The sequence below is a fragment of the Streptomyces sp. NPDC006384 genome (assembly GCF_042870695.1).
Taxonomy (GTDB): domain Bacteria; phylum Actinomycetota; class Actinomycetes; order Streptomycetales; family Streptomycetaceae; genus Streptomyces.
On sequence record NZ_JBIAHR010000038.1, the window covers coordinates 36,592 to 55,173 of the forward strand.

Below are 18,582 nucleotides of genomic sequence, written 5' to 3' on the forward strand. Positions count from 1 at the left end.
GCCACTGGCTCATCCTCACAGGTCACGCCGTCGGCCCGGCCACCGGCCAGGGGCCTTACGTCAGCGCGGCGCCGCGCTGTCCCTCGGCGGGGCCCCGACGGTGGGCATGCCCAGGTCGGCCGGCGCCGGGGTGGTGCGGCAGGCATCCCGCTTCCGGCGCCGCCGTACGACGGCGAAACCCACGGCCGCCGCTACTGCCAGCACAGCAAGCACTGGCATCCACAGGGCGCCGATCACGGAGGTGACGCCGATGCCGCCGAGCACGGCCAGCAGGGGGCCCGCGCAGCAGACCGCACAGGCGGCGACGGCCGCTGCCCCCGTACCGAGGACGCCCCAGGGGCCGGACGAGCGGGAGGACGGCGTGGTGGTCATGCGGGGACTCCGAACAGGTCGGCCAGCATCGCGGCGGCGCTCTCGGGCGCGCGCACGTCCAGCTGGAGGGCGGCGGGGGTCAGGTGCAGGGTGAAGTCGAAGAACGCACAGCAGTCCTGCTCGGCCGCGGCCAACGCCGCGATTTGTCCGGCGAGGTCGGCGTCCGGTGGGAAGGACAGTCGCACCCCGTCCTCGATGTCCTCGCGCTGTTCGGTCTTCGCGACCAGGGTCCGCCACTGCTCGGTGCGCTCGCCCAGCTCGGCGCCGCCCAGCGTGCAGGCCACCGGGGCATCCCGCCACGCCTCGTCTGCCGGTCCGGGTGCGGGGCGGGTGGGTGAGAGGGTCACCGGCACGGGCCCGGCCGCCGGGGCCGTGGTCGTGGTGCAGCCGCAGTCCGGTCCGCATGCGCCCTCCGGTGCCGGCCCGGACAGGGCGGTATGGACGTCTGCCAGGCGGGCGGAGAAGGCCCGCAGCTCGGCGACCCTGCCGTCGGTGTCCTGGATCCGGCTCGCGATCAGTGGCAGCATCCGGGCCCGTACCGAGGCGCAAACTCCTTCTTCCCGGACGTCCAACAGGTCGCGGATCTCCTCCAGGGCCAGGCCCAGGAGCTTGGCCGAGGAGATGAAGGACAGCCGCTCCACCGCGTCCTCCCCGTAGATGCGGTAACCCGAAGGAGTCCGCTCGGCCGGCAGCAGCCCGGCGTCCTCGTAGAAGCGCAGCGTGGTGGCGGGAACACCGCAGCGTTCCGCCAGCTGCGAGATCCGGTAGGTCCTCATGCCCTCGACGGTAAACCTTCGACCCGACTTGAAGGTCAAGCCGTCCGGTCCCCCGTCTGCTCGGACAGCAGGGGTGGCTCGGTGCCGCGACGGGTCAGCTGCAGGAGCCGAACGGGGCCGAGGTCTACGTGGGCAGCCGCCGCACGGTGCCGCCTTCGAGCTGTCGGCGTAGCCGCTCCAGATCTCCCCGGCCCACGACACGTCGCCCAGGCCGAGATAGGCGATGCCGACAGGCACGATGCCGCAGTAGGCGGCGAACAGGAGTCGGTGCGCGGCCAGGGTGATAGGCGTCGGATACAGGGCGTCCTTGAGCTGCCGCACATGCACCGCCGCCAACTTGTTCGCCGGTGAGCACCCCGCCGGCAGGCCGAACTCCTCGGCGCCTTCCCGTACCAAGAGCCAGGCGACGTTCTCCCGGGACAGTCCACCGTCGGCCGGGTGGCAGTCGGCGGCAGCCAGGTTCCTCGCCTCCCGGTGCACTGACCATGCCTGAGCCACCACCGATCGCAGCGCATCCAGCAACCGCTGCCACTCGCCCTCGGTGCAGGGCTGGATCGGGGTGGACTTCGGGACGTCCGCACGCGGCTCCGCCTTCATCGCCCCGGCACCTCTCATCCTGGCGGCTCCTCGAAGCCTGAACACGCGTGCCGAAGCAGGCGCCCTCGCCCGCCGTTGCCCCTCCTGGCGCAGCGCACCGGCGGAAGCCGCCGAGGCTTCCGCCGGTGTGGTGTGGGGAGGGATCGTCCAGACCGACAATGCCCCTGGAGGGCTGCGAATGGCTGGCCACGCGGTCACCTTCCAGGCCCACCCGTATACCCCGCCCAATACAGAGCGTGAGTATTTGTGCCGACCAGCACAGCTCCTGCCTCACTCACGCGAGAAGCCTCTTCGCCGATACTCGTCGGCCATCGGATCGCGCTTCGCGCCGTCGTCTCAGGCCACTACTGCTGGCTGCCTGGCGATAAGGCGCCCCGTTCTGGCCAAGGCTGCGACTGCTGCAGCGCAGACCAGCCCCGTAGCTGTCAGAGTCACCCAGGTCAGCCACAGGGCGTCATGCCGCTGGGCGAAGTCCCAGAGCGCGCCGGTGACCAGGTTTCCGATGGTGATGCCGAGCCCCGACACCGTGTTGTAGAGGCCGTAGTGGGTGGCCACCAGACGCTCGCCCGAGAGATTGACGATGGTGTCCATCTCGAACGGATAGACCACCGCGGATCCGACCGCGAGCAACACCACCGCCAGAACCAAGGACGCGAGCACAGCCGTGGAGGAGTCTCCCGGGGCTAGAGCCAGCGGAAGAAAGGCCAACCCCATGGCCGACAGTCCGCGCACCAGCGCCTCGCTGGGCTGCCATCGGTTCTTCGCCCAGCCGGTAAGACGCAGTTGCCCAATGACCGCGACCGCTGCCGAGACGACGAAGAGGCCGCTCGTGACCTGCGTGCCGTGTGTGCCTAGGGCGTCGGCCGCCGCCAGCGGCAGGGCCAGGTAGACCTGGAAGGTCAGCACGTACGAGCCGATCATCGCGGTGGCGAAGAGCAGGAACGGGCGGTTGGTCACGACCGTTCGCCACTGCTCGAGCACGCCGTTCTGGTCACTGGTCGTCGGGCTGGCGTGGCGGGGAGGCAGCGCGCGCCATTGCAGCACGCTCAGCGCTGTGAAGATTGCTGCTGCTGTCGTGCAGACGAGGCGGAAGTCGGTGGCCAGCAGGGCGAGTCCGGCAATCGGTCCGAGGAGCATGCCCGCCTGGTAGTAGACGTTGAAGGTCGCGAAGGCGTCCACGCGCCTCTCTCCGGCTTCGGCGGCGAGGTAGGCGCGGACGGCTGGGTTGAACAGGGCGCCGGCGAAGCCGGTGGCGGCTGAGGCGGCGATGAGGGCGGGCAGGTTGTCGACCCAGCCGAGCAGACCGAAGCCGACCGTTCGAAGCAGGCAGCCTGCCAGGATCGGGGCCTTGTAGCCATAGCGGTCAGCGAAGGTACCGCCGATCAGGAACATGCCCTGCTGGGAGAAGTTGCGCACGCCTAGTACGAGCCCCACCGCCCAGGCGGCCAGGCCGAGTCCGCCGGAGAGGTGGGCAGCGAGATACGGCATGAGCATGTAGAAGGCGAGGTTGATGGCGAACTGGTTCGCCATCAACAGACGTACCGCGGACGGGAAGGATTGAGTCTGACGCCAGAGGTGCTTCATCCGGTGACTCCTGCGACCTTCTGATCCGTGCCGGTGACGAGCGGGTCGATGACCGTGGTGCAGCGGGTCCAGCGGTCCACAACGCGGTCGCCCGGACGTGCGAGTTCGTCAGGAGCGCCGGTGGGCGGGTGCCCCAGAAGGCGGTGGTCGCGGCAGTACGTATCGTTGAAGATGGTTCCTACGTAGCGTTGCGGGCCGTCGGGAAAGACAGCCACGATGCGTTCCTCGGCGGGCAAGCTTCGGGCCAGCCACCGGGCGACCAGTGCCACGGCACCGACGCTCCATCCGCCGGTGGCGTAGTGGTCGCGGGCCAGGCGTCGGGCAGCCCACGCGGCCTCGGGGGCGGCCACCCAGTGCACTTCGTCGAAGAGGTCGTAGGCGACGTTGCGGGGGTAGATGCTGCTGCCCAGTCCGCGCATCAGGCGGTGCGCGGCCGGCTGGCCGAAGATCGTGGAGCCCGTGGTGTCCACGCCGACAACCCGGAGCTGGGGGAAGAAGGCACGCAGCACTGAGGCGATGCCGGCGGAGTGGCCACCGGTGCCGACGGAGACGACCAGGGTGTCGATCCGGCCGAGCTGGGCGACGAGTTCATGCGCGAGACCCGAGTACGCCGCGACGTTGTCGGGGTTGTGGTACTGGTCGGGACACCAGGCGTCCGGATGAGTGGCGAGCAGCTCCTCGACACGGTCGCGGCGGGCCTGCTGCCAGCCGCCGACGGGATGCGGTACGTCGACGAGGTCGACGGTGGCACCGTACGCCGTGAGCAGGCCGGTCATCAGCGGTTCCATGCCGAGGTCGGTGACCACGGTGACCGGATGGCCGAAGGTGGCGCCGGCCAGGGCCAGACCCAGGCCGAGGGTGCCCGAGGTGGACTCCACGATCCGCGCCCCGGGGAGCAAGGCACCGCGTTCTCGGGCCGCTCGCACCATGTGAAGAGCGGTTCGGTCCTTGATGCCGCCGGGATTGTGACCTTCGAGCTTGGCCCAGAAGCCGCGTCCAGCAGCGGCGAACGGCTCACCGATCCACAGAACGGGCGTGTCACCAACGAGCCCGGCGGGGGTGTGCATCGGGCGTTTGGCGACAGCCAGCAGCTGGGCCGGGCAAGCGGGAAGGGCAGTTGGAGCGAGGGATTTCATGGCGTGCTTCTCCTGTCACCGGCCCTGTAGTTCGGCAGCCGGTGTACGTGGGGGAAAGAGGCGAAACTGATCCGTTGCCGTCCCTCTACACGTCGAGGGAACGGCAGAAGCGTCGATCAGGTCCGGCACACGCCAAGGACGGCCAGTCTGCGGCCCGCCACGGAATCACGCGCACCTTGGAACGGTGGCGCGGAATTCGGCGAATCAGGGTGCGGCTGTGCTGGTACGTAGTCTGCGGGCTGCGCATGGTGTACCGCGGGGACGGCCAGTTCGATGCCACGCGAAGGCTGTGCCACCGTCGTCTCGTTCGCATCCCAGCAGTGCGTGGGGTGTTGATTGGCAGGCTCGGTTTGCAGGTACGTGGGGTCCTGCTGCTCCGCCGTTGTCGCGCGGCTGGCGGTGGCAGCCAGCGGTGTGTCGACGCGTGTCGCTGCGGAGAACGCCGGGCCGTGGGAACAGATCAAGACGTGCACGAGCGCAGTGAGCACCAGGAGAACCACCGCTCCGACCAGTGAGTCGGAGCGGGAGCGCTTCAACGCCGCACCCGTCACCATGGACACTGAAGGTAGTGCACTGACTACATAAAGTTCTCATCAGTGATGGCGGACCACACGCCGCGCGTCTCACCAGTTTCACGCCAATCGCCCAGCCAGCAGCGGAGGGCGCCGAAGCCGACAGCGTTCGGTGCACCAGCGGCTGCCGCTGTCGTCATCACCGAATCGGGTGACGAACACGTCCGTTCAGCTCTCCCGTGTACCAGTCCCGAGTACGGCTCTCCGCCGTACGACTCGGCAGTTCAGCCGTCGCCCTATCGGTCTCGGACGAAGCCGCCCGCGACTGAACGCAGCGGTGCCATTCACACGTACTCCTTGCAGACCACGTCTGCCCCTCGTCCCCGGGCGGGCGCGACTGATCCAGGGAGACGCCTTGCTACGGCAGCTACCATCCGCACCCGTAACCCGTCCCCTCCCCGCCGCTCGTGGGATGCCGCGGGCCGCGGTGATCGGAATCCTTGCGCTGATGCCGCTGGTCGGTGCCTGCAGCGGGGGCGAGGACGACCCTGCATCGCAGGGCAAGCAAGCGGTCGCAGCCGCCCCTGCGGCCGGTGTCGTGGCACCGGCGAAGGTCGAGATGATCGCCGGTCTCACCGGCTGCAAGGCCAACATCCGCGTCGAAGCGGAGCAGTTGCGCGAGGGGTTGTGTCACACCAAGCAGGGTGACTACCTCATCACCACGTTCCCCGAGGACAGGTACCAGCAAGCGTGGCTCAGCACGGCCAGCATGTACGGGGGCAAGTACCTCGTCGGCAAGCGCTGGGTCGTCGCTGCCAAGCCGAAGGCGCTCGAACGGTTCCGGGAAAAGCTCGGCGGGACCATCCGGCAGTTACGGGGTGTGGGTCCGACCCCGAAGGCGTCGTAGCAGCCCTGTTCCCGCACTCGAGGTATACCTAGGCGCCTCGTTCGAACCGGCGGCGTGTCCCGCAGATGGCCCCGAACGTGCAGGCGGTGATGCGTCCTCCGGACGCATCACCTACCCAGCTCTTCGTGACCACTGCCACCGGGGAAGACGGCTCGTCAGGCTGCTGCTACGCCCCGCCCCAGTGGCCACCAGTCAGCTCTGGCTGCCGGGGGTCCGGCGCCTCATGAGCCACCAGGCCCCTCCGCCGAGAACGGCCAAGGCCACGACGATGCCGCCAATGACGAGGCCCGTCGAGCTGTCCTCGTCCTTCTCGTCAGCGGCGGTCTCGGTGGTGTCCGCGGACGCCGTGGGAGACGACGGCGTCGTGGTGGACGGTGTGGGGCTGGGGGTCTCGGGAGCCCTGGGACTCGGGCTGATCGGCGTAGCGCCCGGGGCGGCCGCCTTCAGTTCGAGGACGGGAGCGGGCTGCTCCGACTCCTCGCCTCCCTTGGACAACTCGATCCAGCGGGAGATCTTGCCGTCGCTGTAGGTCTCGATCGTCTTGAAGGCGAGGCTCTCGGCATCCGGCAGCTGGCGGACCTTGATCTGGTACTCGGCATCGACGCCCATCTTCAAGGTGGGGCCGCCGAGGGTGTAGCCGTCGTCGCCGGCCTTCAGCTTCCAGCCCTTGGGCGCTTCGCCCAGTGTCACGTCACCGGGGGCGATGCCATCGGGCAGAACGACACGCAGCTGGGTGAAACCGGCCGAGTCGGATTCGGCTTCGGAGACAAAGGTGAGCGTGACGTTCTCGGCGAGCGCCTGCGGGTTGTCCGCCTCGACCTCCGAGTGCGCGGCGGCGGTTCCGGTCAGGGCGAGGGCAGCCGTCAGGGTGAAGGCGCTGACCACACCGAGCCGACGAGTGACGCGGCCGAAGCCGTGAGGGGATGAAGACACGGGTGAACTCCTTGCTGGTGAGTCCGGGTCGGCCGAGGCCGGGCCCGGAGAGAGGACGAGAAGAGACGTGCTCTCTCCTCGGAGGTCCTCTCCGCACCAGTGCGTGTGCCAGGATCCGGGCCCACACCCTCCCCGGGTTGAGGAACCGGCCGACGAGCCGCGGCAAGGGCAGCTGCTCAGCTTGGGAGCCACCGGTCAGGTACGACACCAGGCCGGCCGGGAAGATCACCGCGACGGCCGCGGCTCTCATGATCCGGCCGGCGGACAGGGCGGCGACAACCGCCCTGTCGGCCCGCTGTAGAAGCCAGGCCGCCACCAGCGCCGCGCATGTATGAGCCGTGGTCATGACGACCCCGGCGTGGTGCCAGGCATGCCCGTCTCCTGTGGTCACTCCGGCGGCGCCGGCGTGAGCGGTGTGGACGGCCGCTGCTCGAACGCTGCCGTCTTCCGCGGCCAACGCGGTGTGCAGCACGGCCTGTGCCGCAAGGGTGCAGCTCATGACCGTCGTCAGAACCATCGGACGACGGGCGAAGGGCCACACGAGCACGAACTGAGCGGCCGCGAGAGCGGTCATCAGACGCCACGGGACCGGGCCTTCGACCACCGCGTGATGACCGAGAGCCGCGAGCAGGCTGCCGACGAGTGCGAACAGCCCAGCGCGGACGGACGCCTCCGTGCGACCCGTCCACAGGTCCGCGGCGTCGCGACTCGTCACCCGATCACCCGGCACAGCCGCCGATACTCCTCCCTTCCGCGTGCTCGTGTCAGGCGGATCCGCGGATCGCCTCAGCCAGCAGCTCGGGTGCTCGGGTGGAGATGTAGACGTACGGGGTGGGGTCCTCCGGGTCGACCACCTCGACCCGGACGGCGGTGGTGATGTAGCCGCGCAGGGCCATGAAGGCCCGTAGGTCCGCCTTGTACGTCCGCCACGCCCTTGCCTCCTCGCCGACGAGGACCTCGGGCTCGCCCAGCGCGTTCAGGGGAATGCGGGCGTCTCCGACAACGAGTAGGTCGGTGGTGACCCTGACCCGCAGGGAGCCCTGCGAGCTGACGTAGGCGCCGGCCAGGCCGGCGCCCGCGGTCCAGGCGATGAGGGCGGCGATCAGGCCGAAGGGCATGAAGACCAGAGCCATGGAGAAGCCGAACAGGGCGGCGATGACCCACCAGGTCTTGGGAGCGGTGAGGCGTTCGTCGTAGGTGAGGTTCTTGCTGGCGGTCACTGCGGTCACCTTGTCGTATACGTCGGGCGCTGTGGGCCTGTTCACAGCGGGAGGAACACGCTCGTGCGGGCGTCGTACTGGGAGGTGGAGCCGGTGTCGACCTCGTAGTACCAGGCATGCAGGCGCAGGGAGCGATCGGCGAGCCGCGGTGTGACACAGGGGTAGTCGCTCAGCTGGTCCAGCTGTGTCAGCGTGTGCCAGTGGCCGGCGGCTGCGATCGCGGACGGTTCGTCGTCACCCGCCACCGCGTCGTCGACGGCCTCGCAACGCGAGTGGCCGCACACGATGATGTCGGTGACCTTCAGGTCACGCACGGCGTGTTCGACGGTCCGTGTCTCGGCGGTGTGCTTCCAGGGGTCGTACGGCGGGATCAGGCCGCCCTGGTTGCGCAGTTCGTAGAGGTCGCCCGGTCGACTGGCGGTGAGCAGGGCCGGGACGAGCCGGGCGTCCGAGCAAGTGATGAACATCGCGCGGGGCCTGCGCACTTGCGCGTGCTCTGTGAGGTCCAGGCTGTGAGCGGCCGCGCGGGCCCGGAACACGCGAGCCTGATCGATCAGGTACTCCATGAGCTGCGGCCTCCCTCCCTGATCAGTCGGACAGTCGCTCATCGATGAGGGCCTTGAACTGCTCGTAGGAGGCGGGGTTGGGGATCTTGCGGCCGTCGAGGAAGAAGGTGGGCGTGCCCTGGACTCCCAGTCCGAGGCCGTCGCGCTGGTCGGCCTGGACACGTGCCGCGGTCTTCGGGTCGGCCAGGTCCGCGTCGAACTTCTTCATGTCGAGGCCGAGTTCCTCGGCGTAACCGCGGAAGACGTCCTCCTTCGACTCCTGGGCCTCGCCCCATTCCTTCTGGGTGGTGAAGAGCTTGGTGTACATCTCCTCGAACTTGCCCTGCCGAGCTGCCGCTTCCACGGTGCGGGCGGAGAGTTCGCCGTTGCGGTGGCCGGGCATCGGGAAGTAGCGGGCGACGAAGGTGACCCGGTCTCCATACTCCTCACGGAGCTTCTCGACGACCGGGAAGTAGGCGCCGCACGCCTCGCACTCGAAGTCCAGGAACTCCACGAGGGTCAGTTCGCTGTTGGCCGGGTCGGTGAGCCGGTGGCTGGATTCCCGTACCGGCATGGCCTCGGCGGCCGGCTGGACGTCCAGGCCGCCGTTTCCGCGCCGGTTGTCGGGAGAGAGCAGCAGGTAGGAGCCGATCGCGGCGGCGAAGCCCGCCACGAGCACGGCGGCGACGATCAGGTGCTTGGTCAGCCTCTTCATGTTTCCTTCTTCGCGGTCTCGGGTGCGGCCGTGCGCCGGTCACGGGCGTGGAGGCCAGCCAGGTAGGCGTTGTAGGCGGCGAGGGGGTCGTTGCCGTCGCCGCGTTCGATCTGGCGGTCCACGCGGCGGGCTTCGCGCAGGTCCGCCCGGATCCACTGGATCGCCAGGATGATCGTGGTGATCAGAACGGGGATGTCACCGGTGGCCCAGGCGATGGCACCGGCGTCGTACTGGTCGTCCATCGGCTCCTCGACCCAGGGCCGGTCGAGCAGGGACCACCAGCCCTCTCCGATCAGGGCGCTGGAGCTCATCAGCGAGATGCTGAACCAGGAGTGGAACGGCATCGTGAGGATCAGCACGAACAGGCGGCCCAGGTGGGGCGGGCGGCGCGGCCCGGGGTCGACGCCGATGATCACCCAGAAGAAGAGCAGGCCGACCGCGAGGAAGTGCACCATCATGAACAGGTGTCCGAGGTGGCTGCCCATCAGCGTCTCGAAGAGCGAGGTGTAGTAGACGACGAAGGCGCTGCCGATGAACAGCAGGCTCGCCACCACCGGGTTCGAAAGGAGCCGCACGTAGCGGCTGTGCAGCAGCTTGAGCAGCATCTCGCGGGGCCCGTCCGGCTCCCCCTTGGGCGCGGCAGGAAAGGCGCGGAGGGCAAGGGTGGCGGGGGCGCCCAGCACGAGCAGGATGGGCACGGTCATCGCAAGGATCATGTGCTGGCCCATGTGCACGCTGAACAGCACCTTGCCGTACACCGCCAGGCCGCTCATCGTCGTCAGCACGGTGACCGCCAGGCCCAGCAGCCAGGAGATCGTCCGTCCGACGGGCCATCGGTCGCCGCGGGCGCGCAGCTTGCGCACACCGTTCAGGTACAGCAGCGCGGCAGCTGCCGTGCCGAAGGCGAACAGCGGGTCGAAGTGCCATTGGGTGAACAATGGCGTCCAGGGGAAGTCGCCAAGTTCGGGCGGCATGGGAAAGCCCAGCAGTTCCTCGGTCGGGGAGACCGAGGTGTCGGGGCCGGGTGCCGGGGTGCGCGACAGGCCGACGGCGAGTCCCATCGCCGCCGCCATGAGCAGCAGTTCACCGATCGCGAGCTGGACAAACGCTCGCCGTCTGCCGGTTCGCAGCGTCGGCAGGGTGCGGCGGCGGTGCCACCAGCCGATGCCGCCCAGCGCGGCGAGGGCCACCGTCTTGGCGATGACCATCAGCCCGTACGCGCTGGTGAAGAGGGTCTCCGGGGAAGGCAGCCGGACCACGGCGTTGACGATTCCGGAGGCCGCGACCGCGAGCAGGGCCCAGGCGGCGAGCGGGCTGAAGCGGCGGGCCGCGTCCGCCGCCTCCTCCTCGCGCCTGGCGGCCACGACCAGGACGAAGAGGAGTCCGCCGACCCAGACCGCGATGCCCAGCAGGTGCAGGGCCAGGCTGGTGACCGCGGCGTCGTGATTGCCGGAGGCCGCCGAGTGCCCGCTGAACGCCGGCGGCAGCAGCCCCGCCAGGGCCACGACGAACGCCAGACGGGCCCAGCGAGCCGTCGTGACTCCCACGCAGAAGGTCGCGGTCGCCGCCCCTGCACCGATCATGAGCGCGTACGAGCGTCCCTGCGCGTCCGTGGCGACGAAGTCCGCCAGCATCGCTGCGGACAGGACATTGCCGACCGGTTGCGCGAAGAGGTCGGCCAGTGTGAACACCATGGCCAGGGCCGCCGCGACAGTCCACGACGCGGCCGCCGCACCGGCCCACGTCAGGTAGCGGAGCTGGGTCGCCGTGAGTCTGCGGCCACCTGGCAGAAGCACGACCACAAGCAGCAGCGCGCCCACGGTGGCCACCGCTCCGACGTCCGTGAGGGTCCGTGCCACCGGCAGCCCCCATACGGTGACCGTGCCCGCATCCGGCAGACCGGGGACCGAGGTGCTTGCTCCTCCCCCGGCCTGCACCATGGCCAGGGCCACAGCGACCGCGCAGACCGTCGCACCGGCCAGCACGAGGGGAAGCCGGGACAGGCGCCGTACCCCGCCCGGCTTTGCCTCAGTCGCCACGGCCGGCCCGCCGCCGACGGCGTACCGCGAAGACGGTTGCACCGGCAGCCACCGCCAGGGCGCCCCCAGTGGCCAGGACAGGCGCGCTCACGCCGGAGGACGCGGGCTCGGCGGTCTGCGCCGACGCGGAAGCCGTCGGCGCCGCGGCACCCGAGGACGGTGCAGGTCCCCCCGTCGCCGGTGCCGAGGGCTGCGCAGTGTCAGTCGGTTTGACGGTGAAGGTGTACGAACCGGAGACCGGGTGGCCGTCGGCGGACACCACGCGGTAGCCCACGGTGTAGCCGCCGGCAGGCGCGTCCGTCCGCAGGGCGAGCGTCACGGTCTTGCCGTCGACCTGTGGGTTGCCGGTGGCGACGGACGAGCCGTCGGCGCCGGTCACGGCTACCTTGGCGTACTTCTCGGTCATTTCGTCGGTGAACGTGAGCGTGGCGCGGGGCGGCAGCCCGGCCAGCACGGCATTCGCTGCAGGGCTGCCGCTCTCCAGTTCCGTGTGGGCAGCGGCCTGCGGAGCCGTGACCGCCAGGGCCGCGAGGGCGGCCGGTACGACGAGGACGCGTGCCGCCGCGCGCGCGGCACGCCGGTTGATGACAGGCATGATGTGGGACTTTCTGTCGTCCCCCGGCGAGGCGAACCGCCGGGACAGGAGGAGCCGGCCCGCCGGGCGGTCCCCGTGTCACACCCGTCAGGGCAGGACCAGGCCGCCGATCAGCATCGGCCGGAAGGAAGCGAAGGGGGCACACTGGCCCGAAGGCGGCGCACGACCCTCCCCACGTCGGGCCAGGACGACAGACCGCAAGGGTGACGTGCTCACACAGGCGGCGACCTGCGGCCCCGAGCCGTGCACACGGCCGAGTACGGTCCAGACGAACAGCAGCAGCCTGCGAACGACGGCCACCAGCGACTTGCTCTGCCACAGCAGCCGCTCGGTGACCCCGAGCAGGCGGGCGGCGATGATCACGGTGACCAGATGTCCGGCCATCAGCACACCTGTCGGCGGCCCGCCATCGGCACCGTGCTCGACCAGGGCGGACAACCCGAGTGGCGCCTCCTGCCGTCCCGTCCCCGTCATCGCCTGGCAGGCACCCGGCAATGAGTAGGCAAGGTGCGAGGCAATCTGTGCGGCCAGCAGGACGCCGATCACCTGGGCGTCGGTGAGTCGGCGCCGCGTCAACAGGACCGCGCCGGGCACCGCCACCACAGCGACCGCCGCGGCGATGACCCACCGTGGCGCGTGGCACTGGTTCAGTGCGTGTCCGGCCAGCGGCAGCAGGACACACAGCACGGCCAGCGCCCCGGCCCGCAGGCCGCGCAGCGCACCGGACGCCGGGGAGGCGGAGCCGGTGGCGGAGAGCGGTCGCATAGGCGGGCCTTCGGAGAACGAGTCGTTCGGTCAGTGGGCGCCGGGACGGCAGCGCCCGGCGCGTCATCAATTGTCGCTGGAAGCGTACTCACCCTCGCTGAGCCGCCTCGCCTCCGGGTCGTCCCTGTCTCCGCATCATGCACGATCTCCACGTTTCCGCAGGTCAGCGTGTTGCTATCGGAGATGACAACGGTCACCGATGCAGCCTTTGCCCCTTTGGTCCAGCCTGTGCTTCCCTGCGGGTGACAGCGCCGGAACGGGAGGGGAAACGATCATGGGCGGGCACAGTCACAACCATGGGGTGGGCGAGCACGCGGCGGGACGGCACCGATGGCGACTCGCCGTGTCCTTCGGGCTGGTCGGTTCGTACTTCGTCGTCGAACTGGCCTACGGGCTGCTGTCGGGTTCGCTGGCGCTGTTGTCGGACGCCGGGCATATGGCAGCGGACGTGGTGGCGCTGGGGGCGGCACTGGTCGCCACGCGCATAGCCCCCCGGCCCGACACCACCGGCCGCCGCACCTACGGCTCCTACCGGGCGGAGGTGTTCGCCTCCCTACTGTCCGTGCTGCTCATGTCCGGCGTCTCGGTGTACGTGGTCGTCGAAGCCGTGGGCCGCATCGGAGCCTCAGCCGAAATCGCCCCCGGTCCCATGCTGGTCGTGGGCGGCATCGGTCTAGCCGTCAACCTTGTGGCGCTGTTTCTTCTGCGCTCCGGCGCGTCCGAGAGCCTGAACGTCAAGGGTGCCTACCTGGAGGTCGTGGCCGACACCGCCGGATCAGTCGGCGTGATCCTGGCGGGCTGGCTGGTCGCCGCGACCGGCCAGCCGCTGTGGGACACCCTGGTCGCCCTCGCCATCGGCGGCTTCGTCGCCGTGCGCGCCGTAGCACTGGGCCGCGAGGTCTTCGCCGTGCTCGGGCAGCACGCCCCGGCGGGTGTGGACCCGGCGACCGTGGCCGACGACCTGGCGGCCGTCAACGGCGTCAAGGACGTCCACGACCTGCACCTATGGACACTCACCTCCGGCATGCACGTGGCCACCGCCCACCTGGTGACCGCCGACCCCGCCGAGGGGCACGCGGTCCTGGACCAGGCCCGCGACCTGCTGCGCGACCGTCACGGCGTCGCCCACGCGACACTCCAGGTCGAGCCGGTCGATCACACGGGATGCGAAAAGGTCGGCTGGTAGGTCCAGCCCCGGGGCGCCTGACCCGCTTCCGCGTCTTCACCCGCTTCCGGCAACTCGCCGGCGTGATGCCCGGCCAGGGCCGTCCCTAGCCGGGCATCACTCAGGCCCCTGCTGTCGCACCCCGCTGGGCGAGCATGTCGGCCATCAGGTCGATCTCGGCCTGCTGCCCATCGACCATGGTTCGGGCCAGCCGTACGAGTGTGCCGTCGTCGGCCATTCTCACCGCACCTCGGGCCATGTCGACACCGCCCCGATGATGGGCGGTCATCAGCCGCAGGTACAGCACCTCGGCATCCTCACCCTCAGCCTCGCGCAACTGATCCAGCTGCGTGTTCGTGGCCATGCCGGGCATGAGCGAGCCATCCTTCGCCTCGTGCATCGAGCCGTGCCCCATCCAGGCCATCGGCGCGTCGGCGGACGACTTGTTCAGCCCCCATGTCTCCAGCCGGCCGAGCAGCATGCCCCGCTGGTTGGCCTGGGTGTTGATGATGTCGTAGGCGAGCCTGCGCACGTCCTCGTCGTCGGTGCGGTCGCGGACGATGAACGACATCTCCACGGCTTGCTGATGGTGGACCGCCATGTCCCGCGCGAAGCCGGCCTCGACGGAACGCTCGCCCGGTGAGGCGGCGTTGGCCGTGCCCTCCGTCGTGCGCCACCACACGGCGAGACCGACGAGGACGGCCACGAGCATGGCGACGACGACTGCAACGGGCAGGCGGCGGGTAGCCGCGCCGGTCATGCGGAGGTCCCTCCCGTGCAAGCCGCACCCGGCTCGGGGGTCTGCACGCCCTGCACATACTTGTCAAGGAACTTCCCCACACGCGGGTCGTCCGCGGAGTCGACGCTCAGTTGCTTGCCCCAGGCCGACAGCATTATCGGCGAGGACTGGTCGGCGTAGGGACTCATCAGCGTGTAGGGAGTCTTCGCGACGCGGTCCTTGAGCGTCTTCACGTCCTTGTCCCCGGCCTTGTCGTTGTACGTGACCCAGACCGCGCCGTGCTCCAGGGAATGCACGGCGTTCGTCTCACCGATCTCCTTGTCGTAGACGTCGCCGTTGCAGTTCATCCAGGCTTGGTTGTGGTCACCGCCGACGGCCGGAGACATCTTGTAGTCGACCGGGGTGGTGACGTGGTTGCGGCCCAGGTCCTTGAAACTCTTCTCGCCCGCCACCGGCTTGGCGGCGGCCGCCGCTTCCGCCTCGTCCCGCTTGTTCGTCCGGTCGATGAAGTACCAGCTCGCGCCTACCACTCCGACCACGACAAGCGCGCTGCAGGTCCAGGTGATGATGCGGTTGCGCCGCTCTCGCGCCGCCTCGGCGCGGCGCATCTCCTCCAACTTCGCGCGACGGGTGGCGCGCTGTTCCTTGGCTCGGGAAGATCCCATGGCATGTCCTTGTCCTCACCGCGGACACAGGGAGCGGTGATGCGATTCAGGCAGTGAATATGACCTGCACACCCGGAGAGCCGGGGGCAGAGAGGCCGACAGGCACGGCGCCGACGGGGGCCGCGCGGTGGGCTTCCTAGGTCAGCTGAATCTGCAATTGGTGGAGACCCGGGGCTAGGACCAGGACCTCCGGTGCTGCGCGAGCCGGCGGTGAGTCCGACGTGAAGGCAGGGCCGGCGATGGCCGTCACTCGATGAGACGGAGCGGGCAAGGAAGAAGTAGGGCCCGTCACGGCCTCGGCGGCCGGGCGGCAGTGGGCGTCATCGGGCGCGTGTTCCCGGTCAGGACAATCATGGTCGGCGATCGTCCGTGCCGCAGCGGGGGAACCGTCTACGCCGACGAGAGCAGAGACTGCGGACGCCCGGGGGGCCGGGCCGTCGGTGTGCGCGCACACCGGCAGGACCCACGCCAGAACAGCGAACAGAGCGCCCCAGCGCAGCAGTCGAAGCGGGGCCACTCGGCTGGCCGCGCCTCGGAAGTCCCCATGCCGGTTACTCACGGCCCGATCGTAGCCAAGGCACGCGGCCCTCGGGGAGCAGGAGATCGAGAACGATTCAGAGACGGCTACAGTTCAGGCTTCCTGAATCCACAGTCTTCTGTATCGTCAAAACATGCTGTCCATCGCCACCGACATCGACGCCCTGGCACGCTTCGGCCGCGCGCTCGCCGACCCGATCCGCTGTCGCATCCTGCTCGCCCTGAGCAAAGCGCCCGCCCATCCGGCCGACTTGGCCGAGCAACTGGAGATCTCGCGCACCCGGCTCTCAAACCACCTCGCGTGCCTGCGCGACTGCGGCATCGTCGTCGCCGTGCCCGAAGGCCGACGGGTGCGCTACGAACTGGCCGACCCGCGCCTCGGCCATGCCCTGGACGACCTGCGCGGCGCGGTCCTGGCCGTCGAGGCCGACCGCACCTGCCTGGAGGCCGACCAGAAGGGCTGCTGCTGATGGCCACGGCAATATCCCTCGGGCCGGCTCCCGAGCGCCGTGCCCGCCTGACCCGACGAGTACGGCTATTGGTCAGCGCCACCATCGTCTACAACGTCATTGAGGCGATCGTCGCGATCACTGCGGGCAGCCTTGCCTCCTCGACGGCCCTGATCGGCTTCGGGCTTGACTCCGTCGTCGAGGTCTCCTCCGCCGCGGCCGTCGCCTGGCAATTCTCCGCCGCCGACCACACCGTGCGCGAGGCACGCGAGAAGACCGCGCTGCGCATCATCGCCGTCTCCTTCTTCGCGCTCGCCGCCTATGTCACCGTTGATTCCGTTCGAGCCCTCACCGGCACGGGTGAGGCCGAGCATTCCACGCCCGGTATCGTGCTCGCCGCTCTCTCGCTGATCATCATGCCGTTCCTCTCCAGCGCCCAGCGCCGCGCCGGACGCGAACTGGGGCCGGCCTCAGCCGTCGCCGACTCGAAGCAGACTCTGCTGTGCACGTATCTCTCGGGCGTTCTGCTGACCGGGTTGCTCGCCAACTCCCTGCTCGGATGGTCCTGGGCGGACCCGATCGCGGCTCTCGTCATCGCCGCCGTAGCGGTCAAGGAAGGCCGGGAGGCGTGGCGTGGAGACGACTGCTGCGCGGTTCCGGCCGGCGCTCTTCCAAAGGCGGGTCCTGACGGGGCTGCCATACGCACGACGCCTGATGGGTGCGGCTGCGGTCCGGGCTACGCCTGCTGCGGAACTCAGGAGGAGGCGAGCGGCGGATGACCGGTTGGGCGTGGGCGGCACTCGGCCTGTACCTGGTATGGCTGGTGGCGGCGTTCGGCGTCCGCTCGCTGGTTCAGCGCCGCCTGACGGGCGACACCGGTTTCCGCGGCCTGTCCGGAAGTGCTGGATCAGCGGCCTGGTGGGCGGGGGTGCTCTTCGTGGTCGCGCTGCTCGGCGCCGTCGCCGCACCCCTTGCGGCCCTTGCCGGCCTGCCGGGTGTCGTCGAGGACGCTTCGGTGGTGTACGGCGTCGGCACGGCGATCACCATCGTCGGCATCCTGGGCACCCTGGTCGCGCAGAGGGCGATGGGTACTTCGTGGCGCGTCGGCGTGGACGCCGACGAGCGCACCGAACTCGTCACAAACGGGGCCTTCGCGTACGTGCGCAATCCCATCTTCACCGCGATGGCCTTCACCGGCCTCGGACTGACCCTCATGGTGCCCAACGCTGTCGCGCTGATCGCGCTTGCGGCACTGGCCGTTGCTGTCGAACTGCAGGTGCGGGTCGTCGAGGAGCCCTACCTCCGCCGCACCCACGGCGACGCCTACGTCTCCTACGCACGGCGGAGCGGGCGCTTCGTTCCGAAGGTCGGACTCATCAACCCGAAGTGAACGAGCAACTCCGTGCAGAGCGCCCCCGTCCCAAGCACCGATCAGCGCCTGCTGGAAACCGCCGCCAACAGGCCGGCACCCAGTGATACTCCCGCCAGGACCCAGAAGAGGGCGGGATACCCGCCGAGGGCTGCCGCGAGGGCGGCGCCGGCGAAGGGGGCGAGGGCGCCGGCGATCGTGACCGGTGCGGCGAGGAGACCGGACAGGGTGCCGTAGTGGGTGGCGCCCCAGCGTTCGGTGACCGCGGTGGCCTGGAGCAGCGTGAGGTTTCCCCTGACCATGCCGGCGATGACGGACAGTAGGACCAGGAGCGGGTACGGGCCAGGCGTCACCGCGAGGGACTCGGTGGTTGCGCCGCCGGCCACGATCAGGGCGACCGTGCGTGTGGTGACCGAGGTGCGGCGCACCAGGGCGGAGTAGAGAGCACGGCCGAGCGTCTGGCCTGCGCCGCCCAGCCCGAGGGCCCACGCGGCTGCCGTGGCACTCATGCCTCGCTCGGTCAGCAGTGGGACGAGTGCGATGACGACGGCGAACGTGGCGAAGCCGTTGAGAGTGAGCGCGGCTGCCAGCGTCAGGAACGGGCGGCTGCGAGCGACCGTTTTGCTGTCGCCGGCGTGTTGCTTGGTGTGGGTGGGCAGGGGCGGCCATGGGGCACGCAGCGCCAGGGCGTGTGCGGGGACGGTGACGAGCGCGAGGATCAGGGCGAGGAGTGCGTAGGTGTGTCGCCAGCTGAGGTGCTCGGCCAGCGCGGCCGTGAGAGGTGCGAAGACCGTCGAGGCCAGGCCGCCGGCCAATGTGACCACGGTGAGCGCGCGGACTCGGTCCTCGCCCCACCAGCGGGCGACGGCGGCGAAGGCGGGCTGGTAGAAGGTCGCTGCCATGGCCAGGCCCGCCAGCAGCCAGGCAGCCGTGAATACGGCCAGGTTGGGGGCGTAGGCGAG

19 protein-coding genes are annotated in these 18,582 nt (G+C 69.8%); 5 read left to right on the plus strand and 14 right to left on the minus strand.

Annotated features, from left to right (window positions below; translation table 11 throughout):
- Window positions 1-60: 60 nt before the first annotated feature.
- From ACFYOJ_RS34450 to ACFYOJ_RS34465, 4 genes are all read right to left on the minus strand, one after another.
- Complete coding sequence (locus tag ACFYOJ_RS34450; protein WP_228126036.1) at window positions 61-372, minus strand: hypothetical protein; 312 nt, start codon at window positions 370-372, stop codon at window positions 61-63.
- On the minus strand, window positions 369-1,763 hold the full coding sequence (locus ACFYOJ_RS34455; protein ID WP_308291874.1) for a heavy metal-responsive transcriptional regulator: 1,395 nt from the start codon (window positions 1,761-1,763) through the stop codon (window positions 369-371). Before ACFYOJ_RS34455 ends, ACFYOJ_RS34450 begins: the two co-directional genes overlap by 4 nt.
- A 318-nt stretch (window positions 1,764-2,081) precedes the next feature.
- Window positions 2,082-3,329 (minus strand): MFS transporter, encoded by a 1,248-nt coding sequence (locus tag ACFYOJ_RS34460; RefSeq protein WP_061441672.1) that lies wholly within the window; start codon window positions 3,327-3,329, stop codon window positions 2,082-2,084.
- Complete coding sequence (locus tag ACFYOJ_RS34465; RefSeq protein ID WP_114532860.1) at window positions 3,326-4,465, minus strand: PLP-dependent cysteine synthase family protein; 1,140 nt, start codon at window positions 4,463-4,465, stop codon at window positions 3,326-3,328. The genes ACFYOJ_RS34460 and ACFYOJ_RS34465 overlap by 4 nt, the downstream gene beginning before the upstream one ends.
- A 984-nt stretch (window positions 4,466-5,449) precedes the next feature.
- Here ACFYOJ_RS34465 and ACFYOJ_RS34470 point away from each other — a divergent pair.
- Window positions 5,450-5,884 carry a hypothetical protein gene (locus ACFYOJ_RS34470; RefSeq protein ID WP_061441674.1) on the plus strand — a complete coding sequence of 145 codons (435 nt, stop codon included), beginning with the start codon at window positions 5,450-5,452 and terminating at the stop codon, window positions 5,882-5,884.
- 192 nt (window positions 5,885-6,076) lie between these two features.
- Here ACFYOJ_RS34470 and ACFYOJ_RS34475 read toward each other — a convergent pair whose 3' ends face one another.
- The 7 genes from ACFYOJ_RS34475 to ACFYOJ_RS34505 all read right to left on the minus strand — a co-directional run bounded on the left by ACFYOJ_RS34475 (window position 6,077) and on the right by ACFYOJ_RS34505 (window position 12,696).
- Window positions 6,077-6,817, minus strand: a complete 741-nt coding sequence (locus ACFYOJ_RS34475; RefSeq protein WP_061441675.1) for a DUF1775 domain-containing protein — start codon at window positions 6,815-6,817, stop codon at window positions 6,077-6,079.
- A gap of 764 nt (window positions 6,818-7,581) precedes the next feature.
- On the minus strand, window positions 7,582-8,046 hold the full coding sequence (locus ACFYOJ_RS34480) for a DUF3093 domain-containing protein (protein ID WP_061446809.1): 465 nt from the start codon (window positions 8,044-8,046) through the stop codon (window positions 7,582-7,584).
- Window positions 8,047-8,078: 32 nt separating this feature from the next.
- Window positions 8,079-8,603, minus strand: a complete 525-nt coding sequence (locus ACFYOJ_RS34485) for a carbonic anhydrase (protein WP_061441676.1) — start codon at window positions 8,601-8,603, stop codon at window positions 8,079-8,081.
- A 22-nt stretch (window positions 8,604-8,625) separates the two neighbouring features.
- Window positions 8,626-9,297: a thioredoxin domain-containing protein gene (locus tag ACFYOJ_RS34490; protein ID WP_061441677.1), complete on the minus strand. Its 672-nt coding sequence runs from the start codon at window positions 9,295-9,297 to the stop codon at window positions 8,626-8,628.
- Window positions 9,294-11,336 (minus strand): cytochrome c oxidase assembly protein, encoded by a 2,043-nt coding sequence (locus tag ACFYOJ_RS34495; protein ID WP_136236442.1) that lies wholly within the window; start codon window positions 11,334-11,336, stop codon window positions 9,294-9,296. Before ACFYOJ_RS34495 ends, ACFYOJ_RS34490 begins: the two co-directional genes overlap by 4 nt.
- On the minus strand, window positions 11,326-11,931 hold the full coding sequence (locus tag ACFYOJ_RS34500) for a copper resistance CopC family protein (protein WP_061441679.1): 606 nt from the start codon (window positions 11,929-11,931) through the stop codon (window positions 11,326-11,328). Before ACFYOJ_RS34500 ends, ACFYOJ_RS34495 begins: the two co-directional genes overlap by 11 nt.
- Before the next feature lie 87 nt (window positions 11,932-12,018).
- A complete protein-coding gene (locus ACFYOJ_RS34505) occupies window positions 12,019-12,696 on the minus strand; it encodes a hypothetical protein (RefSeq protein WP_061441680.1) in 678 nt (225 codons plus the stop codon).
- A 274-nt stretch (window positions 12,697-12,970) separates the two neighbouring features.
- Between ACFYOJ_RS34505 and ACFYOJ_RS34510 the strand changes: the two genes are divergently transcribed.
- The gene (locus tag ACFYOJ_RS34510) at window positions 12,971-13,882 is read left to right on the plus strand and encodes a cation diffusion facilitator family transporter (RefSeq protein WP_061441681.1); all 912 of its coding nucleotides are present in this window, start codon (window positions 12,971-12,973) and stop codon (window positions 13,880-13,882) included.
- A gap of 100 nt (window positions 13,883-13,982) precedes the next feature.
- On the opposite strand, the gene ACFYOJ_RS34515 is transcribed toward ACFYOJ_RS34510, so the two are convergent.
- Both ACFYOJ_RS34515 and ACFYOJ_RS34520 read right to left on the minus strand, forming a co-directional pair.
- Entirely contained in the window at window positions 13,983-14,621 is a 639-nt protein-coding gene (locus ACFYOJ_RS34515) for a DUF305 domain-containing protein (RefSeq protein ID WP_107071650.1), read from the minus strand.
- Window positions 14,618-15,265, minus strand: coding sequence for a DUF3105 domain-containing protein (locus tag ACFYOJ_RS34520; protein ID WP_061441683.1), 648 nt, complete (start codon window positions 15,263-15,265; stop codon window positions 14,618-14,620). The genes ACFYOJ_RS34515 and ACFYOJ_RS34520 overlap by 4 nt, the downstream gene beginning before the upstream one ends.
- A 671-nt stretch (window positions 15,266-15,936) precedes the next feature.
- Here ACFYOJ_RS34520 and ACFYOJ_RS34525 point away from each other — a divergent pair.
- Genes ACFYOJ_RS34525 through ACFYOJ_RS34535 form a run of 3 tightly spaced genes read left to right on the plus strand, consistent with a single transcriptional unit; the run spans window position 15,937 to window position 17,641 of the window.
- On the plus strand, window positions 15,937-16,272 hold the full coding sequence (locus ACFYOJ_RS34525) for a helix-turn-helix transcriptional regulator (RefSeq protein WP_061441684.1): 336 nt from the start codon (window positions 15,937-15,939) through the stop codon (window positions 16,270-16,272).
- On the plus strand, window positions 16,272-17,030 hold the full coding sequence (locus ACFYOJ_RS34530; RefSeq protein ID WP_061441685.1) for a cation transporter: 759 nt from the start codon (window positions 16,272-16,274) through the stop codon (window positions 17,028-17,030). Before ACFYOJ_RS34525 ends, ACFYOJ_RS34530 begins: the two co-directional genes overlap by 1 nt.
- Window positions 17,027-17,641, plus strand: a complete 615-nt coding sequence (locus ACFYOJ_RS34535; RefSeq protein WP_061441686.1) for an isoprenylcysteine carboxylmethyltransferase family protein — start codon at window positions 17,027-17,029, stop codon at window positions 17,639-17,641. The genes ACFYOJ_RS34530 and ACFYOJ_RS34535 overlap by 4 nt, the downstream gene beginning before the upstream one ends.
- A gap of 41 nt (window positions 17,642-17,682) precedes the next feature.
- Here the strand turns inward: ACFYOJ_RS34535 and ACFYOJ_RS34540 are convergent.
- The coding region (locus ACFYOJ_RS34540; RefSeq protein WP_354829324.1) for an MFS transporter at window positions 17,683-18,582 on the minus strand (900 nt) is incomplete at its 5' end.